This is a genomic window from Streptomyces sp. NPDC087215 (assembly GCF_044744885.1).
Taxonomy (GTDB): domain Bacteria; phylum Actinomycetota; class Actinomycetes; order Streptomycetales; family Streptomycetaceae; genus Streptomyces.
Map to the genome: position 1 here is coordinate 229,998 of NZ_JBIUZD010000011.1, position 8,385 is coordinate 238,382.

3 protein-coding genes are annotated in these 8,385 nt (G+C 73.4%); 1 reads left to right on the top strand and 2 read right to left on the bottom strand.

The features are described 5' to 3' along the window. Nucleotides 1-54 precede the first annotated feature (54 nt). Entirely contained in the window at nucleotides 55-6,255 is a 6,201-nt protein-coding gene (locus ACIO92_RS25885) for a DNRLRE domain-containing protein (protein ID WP_402283006.1), read from the bottom strand. Between the two features lie 292 nt (nucleotides 6,256-6,547). Then, a complete protein-coding gene (locus ACIO92_RS25890) occupies nucleotides 6,548-6,733 on the bottom strand; it encodes a hypothetical protein (protein ID WP_402282888.1) in 186 nt (61 codons plus the stop codon). Between the two features lie 343 nt (nucleotides 6,734-7,076). Between ACIO92_RS25890 and ACIO92_RS25895 the strand changes: the two genes are divergently transcribed. Next, on the top strand, nucleotides 7,077-8,294 hold the full coding sequence (locus ACIO92_RS25895) for an ROK family protein (RefSeq protein ID WP_366442542.1): 1,218 nt from the start codon (nucleotides 7,077-7,079) through the stop codon (nucleotides 8,292-8,294). The last annotated feature ends 91 nt before the right edge of the window (nucleotides 8,295-8,385 follow it).

Below are 8,385 nucleotides of genomic sequence, written 5' to 3' on the forward strand. Positions count from 1 at the left end.
CCCTATCGTTCCTCGGGGCCGCCGCCGCGTTCCCCGGTGTCACCACGACATTCCTCAGCGCCGCCACGACGACCACCACGAGGTCTTCTTGCGGTGGCTGGTGCGGGCCGCGCGGTGACCGCCGCTCGACGGGTAACGCTTGACGGCCCAGCGGGTGACGGCCTTCTTCACCCCCCAGCGTCCGATGCTGCCCATGGCCCCGCCGAAGGGACCGATGCCGGTGGCACCCGCCACTCCCGCGCGGGCTACGGAACCGAAGGACGCCTTGCGGTTCCCGTACCACTTGGCTCCGGCTCCGGCCGCCGCGCCCGCCACGATCGCGCAGCCCGCCGAGGCGAGACCGGCGGTGAACAGGCCGCAGCCGACCCCCGCCGCCGTCGCCGCGATGCCCACGCGGTGCCGTTTGACCCAGCTCTTGGTCTTCTTCCAGCTCCACCACCTGCCGTCGAGGTCGTACTCGTTGACCGGGTCCCCGGGGTAGCCGTAGGCGTTGGCGCCGCCGCCGTACACGGGGTCGGGGGAGAGGAAGCGGCCGGTGGCCGGATCGTAGAGCCGGACGCCCATGAGGGTGAGACCGGTGAGGGTCTCGGTGGAACGCTGCTTGGCGCCGAGCCAGTGGTAGCGGGTGGCCGCCTGCCCCGCGCGCGGGTTGCCGTACTCGTCGCTGTCGAGCGCGACGGGGGCCCTGCCCGCGTCCAGCGGGAGCTGGAGGGCCACGTCACCGTGGACGGTGGTGAACTGCAGGACGGTGTCACCCGTCTTGCCGGTGGTGGCGGCGAGGTCGCCGCTCGCGGACTCGACGTTGCGGGTCAGCGCGCCGGTCGCGGTGTCCTCCACGATCCAGCGCGGGTTGTCGCCCTCGCCGTCGTAGTGGTTCAGCTTCGAACCGGTCCGCGTCCAGGTGTCGCCGCTGCCGCTCTCCGTCGTCCAGGAGCGGAACCGGTGGGCGGCGTCGAGCTGCCAGGTCCGGCGGCTGCCGTTCGCGGTCTGCTGGTGCACCAGGTCGTTGGCGTAGTGGCCGAGCCTGCTGCCGGGCAGGGCGGTGGTACGGCCGAAGGCGTCGTGGACGTAGCCGGTGTCGACCAGACGGTCGGCGCTGTCGTAGGTGTGGCCGGTGGTGGTCCCGCCCGTGGTGGCGCAGTCCAGACCCGGTCCCGCCGCGGTGGTGGTGAGGGACGTGCGGTTGGTGCGCGCGTCGAACGCGTAGGCGCGGCGCGTGCAGACCGTGTCCACCGTGTCCTCGACCGTGACGAGACGTCCGGCCGCGTCGTAGCGGTAGCCCTGGCCGGACCAGCCCGCGTGACCGGTGACCTGCCCGTGGACGGACTCGGTCACGGTGTCCGCGTAGACGACCGTGTCGTCGGAGTCCCGTGTGTACGTGCGGTTCAGGGTGGCGCCCGTGGTGTCCTCCGAGACGGTGAGGGTGTAGCCGCCGGGCAGTTTCTCCGTGGCGACGGACCCGTCCGCGTCGTACGTGGTCCGGAAGACGCCCGCGACGGAGTCCGTGGTCCGCGTGGCCAGGCCGCGCGGTTCGACGGCCGTGTCGTAGGAGTACGTGACGGTGGAGGGCGCGTTGTCGCCGACCTCGACCTGCCGGTCGAGCAGGTCGAACCGGGTGGTGGTGACACCGCCGTCGGCGTCCGTGTAGGACGTCTGGCGGCCCAGCCTGTCGAACGCCTTGGTGATCGTGCCGCCGGTCGGCGAGACCGTCCTGACCGCGCGTCCCGTGGCCGGGTCGTACTCGGTCGTCGTCGCCGGGACCGCCTGGCCGACGCCGCCGGTGACGGTGACCCCGGTGGGACGGCCCGCTGCGTCGTAGCCGGTGGTCGTGGTGCGGGTGACGCCGTTCGCGGTCTCGGTGACCTTCGCCGGGCCGCCCCACCAGCTGTACTCGGTGGTGGTCGTCGGAAGGTGCGACGGCTGGGTGCCACCGCCGGTGATCGCACCGGCCGGTCCGGTGGAGCAGACCAGGTCGGCCCACTCCGGGCGGCCCTGGCAGACACCGGTGCCGGTCGCGGACCAGTAGGTGGTGACCCGGGTCGCGGCGTCGGTGCCGGTCGCCCCGGGCGCCAGCTCCTTGGTGACCCGGCCCTGGTCGTCGTACTCGGTGCTCTCGGTGATCGCGAGGCCGCCCGGGTCCTTGACCGTCCTCGTGGCCAGGCCCTTGGCCCAGTCGTACACCGTCTGCGTCACCCGGGCCTCGCCGAGGACGGTGGGGTGCTCACGCACCTGCGCGCCCGTCGTCACCTTGGTGACCTGGTCCTTCACCTTGGCGGTGCCGTCGGTGGGACGCCCCGCGTCGTACGCGTTGACCGTCCACGAACGGGCCGTCACCGACGTCCCCGAGGACACCAGCGTGGTGGCCCCCGACTTCAGATCGGCGGTGAGCTCGATCCGGCGCAGCGGGCCGGTCTTCTCCAGCTCACGGGTGCCCGTCCCGTCGAAGACGGACCGGGTGGCCAGCAGGTCGGCCCGCTCGGCCGGGGTGAGCCGGCCGATGCCGAGCTCCGCCTGGGCGGCCCGGTCTGCGGCGCCGGTACCGAGGGCGGTCTCACGGTTGCCCGCGGTCAGTTCACGGACCGTGTTGCCGAAGCGGTCGTACTCGGTGGTGGAGACGCGCCCGCCGGGAGCGGCACTGTTCACCGAACGTCCGGCGACACCCATGTAGGTGACGGTGGCGCGGGTGTAGGCCCCGGCCGTCAGGGAACCGCCCGCGTGCGAGGCGGGGACCGCGTCGGCGGGGAACACGGCCGTCGCGTCGGTGGGGGCGTCCAGCTGCCCCCACGCCCTCACGTCCGCCGCGCCCATCCCGTACGGGGCGGTGGCGCCGGTCAGCGGCACGTCGTACACGACGGACGTGGCCGCGGTGTCCTGCTGGACGTCGGCGGTGCCCGGCTTCAGCCCGGCGCGGGACGTCTTCAGGAGCATCCCGTCACCGGCGGTGGCGGCGTTGCCCGCCTTGCCGTAGGTGAAGGTCCAGGGCAGTTCACCGGCCGGGGTCAGACCGGTGACCCGGCCCGCCGCGTCATAGGCGTACTCGGTCTTCAGCGCCGGGCTGATCTGCGGGTTCCACGCCTGGCGAAGACGCCCGGAGGCGTCGTAGGCGTACGTCTGCACCGGCTTGGCGGTGGCCGAGGCGGCGCCCGGCCCGGTGGACCACAGCCGGATCTCCTTCACCTGGCCGGTGAAGTCCCCGAAGGCGGAGTCGGTGCCGGTGGTGGCGGTGCCGTAGACGAACTCCAGCGCCCGGCAGCCCTTGGTGGACGGCGTCGCCGTGCACGCGGCGGCCGAGGCGGCCGAGGTCGGGGCGATGATCCGCTTCGGGCGGGCCAGCTTCACGCCGTCCACGGTCACCGTCTCGGAGACCACGGTCGTGGTGGTGTGGGCGAGGCCGTCGAGGAGCGTGGAGGAGACCTGCCAGGTGGTGGCGGTCGCGTCCGGCCTGGTGAACGTGGTGACCGTGCCCTCGGTGTCGGCCAGCGTGAAGGAACCGGTCACGGCGCCCGTGAGGGTGAGGAACTCGGAACCGGTCTCGGCCGTCCAGCCCGTCCGGGCCGCGTTCGCCGTGAAGTGCGTCTCCTCGCCCTCGGAGTCGACGACGGCGACGGCCGTGTCCGAGATCCGCCGGAGGTGCGAGTAGTCCGACTGCGTCGCCTCGGCGACCGTGCCGGAGACCCACTCCTTCCCGAAGACCGGCGCCTGGCCCTCCTGCTTGACGCCCTTGTCCGGGGTACGGGAGGAAGCCGTGCGGGACACGGAGAGCCCGAAGGCGGAGGCGTCGCCCGAGGACAGCGTGTGGTCACCGGTGAGCAGGTTCACCGAGCCCGGACCGATCTCCTGAGCAGCCGCGCCGGAGGCGTCGCGGTCGACGACGACGGAGAGCGGTCCGGTGCTGCCCGCCGCGGCGGCGGGGCCGGTGAAGTCGGCCTTGATCCGGACGGTGCCGTCGGGGTCGACGGTGTCCGTGGCGTTCCACACCAGCGGGCTGTTCCTGCCCCCCGTCATGGCCACCGGCCAGGCGGTCAGCGGGGCGCCGCCGGAGGTGACCTGACCGGCCGGGATCCGCTGCCACGGGTCGGCCTCGGAGCGGCGCCAGGAGAAGGAGACCTTGTCGTACGTGCCGCCGTCGGCCTCGGCCACCAGCGGCAGCCGACGCGCGGTGCGCTCGCCGTCGGCGGGCTGGACGAAGCCGCCGGGACCGGCGTGGAAGGTGTACTCGACCGCCTCGGACCTGTTGTCGGCCTTGTCGGCCTGCCGCACCTGGAGGGTGTGGGTGCCGTCCTTCGGCGGGGCGACCGCGAAGGACCTGGCGGCGGTGGAGCCGCCGGTGGGGACCTTGGTCCAGGTCACCCCGTCGAGCGACCACTCGACCCAGTCGTGGTCGGTGCCGCTGGGGGTGACGGTGAAGGTGCCCGGCTGCCCCGCGCCCTTGACCCACGCGCCCGCCGGGTAGTCCGTCGAGGTGACGCCGGTGGGCGCGCCGGGGGCGGTGGTGTCGACCGTGAAGGTCCTCCACGCCGACCAGCCCGTGTTGTAGTGGGTCCCGTCGTACGGGTTGGAGCGGAACTTGTAGGTCCTGCCGTTGGTGAGGACCCCGGCGGGGACGGTCACCGAGGAGACCTGGCCGGAGTTGACCCACGGGGAGACGATGACGTTGCCGACCTGCGTGTCGGTGGCGCTGTCGAAGATCTGGAAGGTGCCGTTGACCTTGTCGCCGTCGGCGTCGACGAAGGTGTCCCGCAGGGTCGGGGTGACCGTGTTGACCACGTAGGCGCCGCCGTACGAGAAGTACGGCGGACCCGCCTCCTGCTTGGTGCCGGTGCGCGGCCGGTAGTTGTAGGTGACCGTCAGCTTCGGGACGTTCGAGGCGGCGTTGGCGGAGTTGATCCGCTTCCACTGCGCGGTGGCGTTCTCGTCGGTGGCGCGCAGACCCAGGTGGGACCGGGCGGCCTTGGCCGACGCCCATTCCTGGACCATCGTCGTCACGTCGGCGTTGATCCAGCCGTCCGGCTGCGCGGTGCAGGAGGCGTTGCCCCGGGTCTCGGTGGAGGTGGCCTTCTTCGCCGTCCACGCGGGCTGCGCGGTCCAGCGCGAGGAGGTCGTCGCGGCTCCGGTGGACCACACCTCCCACGGCTGGTTCGGGCACGCCGAGCCGGTGTGGTTGGCGGAGTGGAAGTTCCACAGCGACAGCGTGGCGTTCAGCACCAGGGCGTCGGAGACGGGCGCGGTGTTCCAGGAGACGAAGGAACGCGCGGTGCGCGGGGTGCCGTCGGCGTTCTTCGTACCCGGGTTGCCGAGGTCCAGCTCCACGTCCGTGGACCAGTCGGTGGTCGTGCCCTGCTGGACGTACGTGTCGAAGACGTTCGACAGGGCGGACGTCGAGGGGTCGACGGTGACCGGGTACGTCGTCGCCGGGTCGGCGAGGAAGGCCGGGTCGGGGGTCATGACGAGGTCGACGCCGCCCTTGGCCCTGACCACCTTCATGCCGACCGGGACCTGCCGGGTGTGCTCACCGGAGACCGGGTCGACGGTGGCGTCCCACATCACGGGCGCGGGCATGACGGCCGTCTTCTTCGACTTCCTGTCGGTGAAGAGCACACTGCCGTCGGCCTGCCGCTCGGCCTTCAGGCCCTTCGTCCGCAGCGGCAGGGTGTACGAGAACCCGGCCTCGGGGCGCTGCCTGACCTCGACGAACTGCTCGAATCCGGAACGGGTGGCCTCCACCACCACGTCCGCGCCCGGCACCGCGTTCTCGTAGGTGGCGCGGGTGCCGTCCAGCTTCGGCGCGGGCAGCCCCCCGCGCCACTGGAGGGTGATCGCGTCCTCGCCGCTGCCCAGCGTCACCAGATCCGTGGCGGGAGCCGCCTGCGAGGCGCGCAGCGACGGGGCCCTCGCCCCGGACCTCCCGGCGAGCCGCAGGCCCCGCGGGTGCGCCTTCGAGACGACCGACCCGTCCGGCGCGGTCGTCAGCTCGACGTCCACGTCACGCCAGTCGCCCGTGGCGGGGTCCTCGAAGCGGACCGGTCCTGCCGACAGCTCCGTCGTCAGCGAACCGTCCTCGTTCACCCAGGTCGTCGACGTCTCCGTACGCTCCGACAGCGCCTCGACCGGCTTGCCCGACAGCCGTGCCGCCACCCGGGCGGACCGGACGTCGGGGGCGGAGGTCACCGGGGCGGGCCCCTGGGACCCGGCCGCCGGGAGGACGGCGGGCGCGGCGACGGCGGCCTCGGCACCGTAGATCATCGAGACCGACATCAGCAGGGCCACGCCGACGGCGGTGCCGCGCAGGCCCTTGCTCCGGTCGGGTCTCTGCCGGTGACGGGACCCTGACGGGGGTTCCGGTAGCTGGCTTCTCACGCTTCTCCCTGAGTACGTGGTGGGTGGGGGTGTGGGGGACCGGTGGGGGTCTTCCGGTCCCGGCGCCGTTCCACCGGCGGTGGAACGGCGGGGTCCATGGGGGGCGGGCGGTGGGGCTCTCGCCGGACGGAGACATGCCGGGACCGCCTCCCGGCGGGTACGGCCGGAGGCGTGACGGGGTGCTCTGGTCCTACGGCTCGGTCACACCGGTCCCGAGGGGGCGGCGGACGGGCTCGCCGCGGTCGCGCGGCCCGCGCGGGGTGTCGTCGGGCAGGACCGGAACGGGAACGGCGGTCCACGCTCCCGGCGCGGGCGCCTCGGAGACGACGGAGGGACGGACGTCCGGCACGGAGCCCTGACGGCGGGACGACGGCACGGAGGCACGGTGGAACGACGGCACGGAGACCCGGCAGGACAACGACACTGCGGACCTCCCCCTCGGCTTCCGCGCGGCCATCCGTCCGATGTGCCCGCCGCCCGTCGGCGGATGTCGCGATGGTGATCAAGAAGGATTCTGAGTGCTCACGGTCGTACCGTCCATACAGGCTGACACCCATTTGTCGCCCACCGCGATGACCCGTACGACCAGCGGTGATCACTCATGGTGACCACGGGGGACGGTCGGTCCGGTGGCCCCGGCCGCACCGCTCCGGCCGCCCGGCCGCGGCACGCGGGGGTACGGGACCGACAGACCGTCCGATCATGGGAGACTCACCCCCATGAGCGGCAAGGCGACGACGACCCGGACACGGCTGGACAGGGGACGGAACGCGCTCGGTCCCGCGCTGGAGCTGGTGCACACCGGAAGGGCGCCCACCAGGGCCGTCCTCACCGCCGAACTGGGTGTCACCCGTGCCACCGCCGGTGCGGTCGCCGCCGAACTGGAAGCCCTCGGCCTCATCCGCGTCGACTCCAACCCCGGCGCCGCCGCGGGCTCCCAGGGACGGCCCTCGCACCGCCTCGCCGTGGAGGAGAAGGGCCCCGTGGCCCTCGCCGCCCAGGTCCACGCCGACGGCTTCCGCGCCGCACTCGTCGGCCTCGGCGGCACCATCGTCGCCACCGCCCCGGGCTGCGTCACCGTCTCCGCCGACCCCGCCCAGGTCCTCGGCGCCGTCGTCGACGCCGGTGCCGCGCTGCTCCACGAGAGCGGCCGCCGCTGCGTCGGCGCCGGACTCGCCGCCCCCTCCGCCGTGGCCGAACCCGAGGGCACCGCACTCAACCCGCTGCACCTGGCCTGGCCCGCCGGGGCCCAGGTCCGGCAGATCTTCGCCGAGCGGGTACGGGCCGCGGGCATCGAAGGGCCCGCCTTCACCGGCAACGACGTCAACCTCGCCGCCCTCGCCGAGCACCGCCACGGCGCCGGACGCGGCGCCCGGGACCTGCTCTGCGTGGCCACCGGACACCGGGGCGTCGGCGGCGCGCTCGTCCTCGACGGGCGCCTGCACACCGGCAGCGCGGGCCTCGCCCTGGAGGTCGGCCACCTCACCGTCAACCCGGAGGGCCGCCCCTGCCACTGCGGCAGCCGGGGCTGTCTGGACGTCGAGACCGACCCGCTCGCCTTCCTCACGGCCGCGGGCCGGGCCCCCGGACCCGAAGTCTCCCTGCTCCGGGAGTCCCGCGAACTGCTGCGCGACAGCCCCGACGACCCGGGCGTACGGGTCGCCGTCGGCGAGCTGATCGACCGGCTCGGCCTGGGACTCGCGGGGCTGGTGAACATCCTCAACCCCGACCGGATCATCCTCGGCGGGCTGCACCGCGAACTGCTGGCCGCCGACCCGGAGCGGCTCCGGGCGGTCGTCGCGGACCGCAGCCTCTGGGGCCGCAGCGGCGGGGTGCCGATCCTGCCCTGCACCCTGGACCACAACAGCCTCGTCGGCGCCGCCGAACTCGCCTGGCAGCCGGTCCTGGACGACCCCCTGGCCGCACTGGGCCGCTAAAGCGTGTTGCAGAAGGCTGCGGTGCGGGCATTTCCCTTGTATGCGTGGGGTGTTGAAGGCTGAGTCGTTGTGGGTGGAGACGTTCACGGGT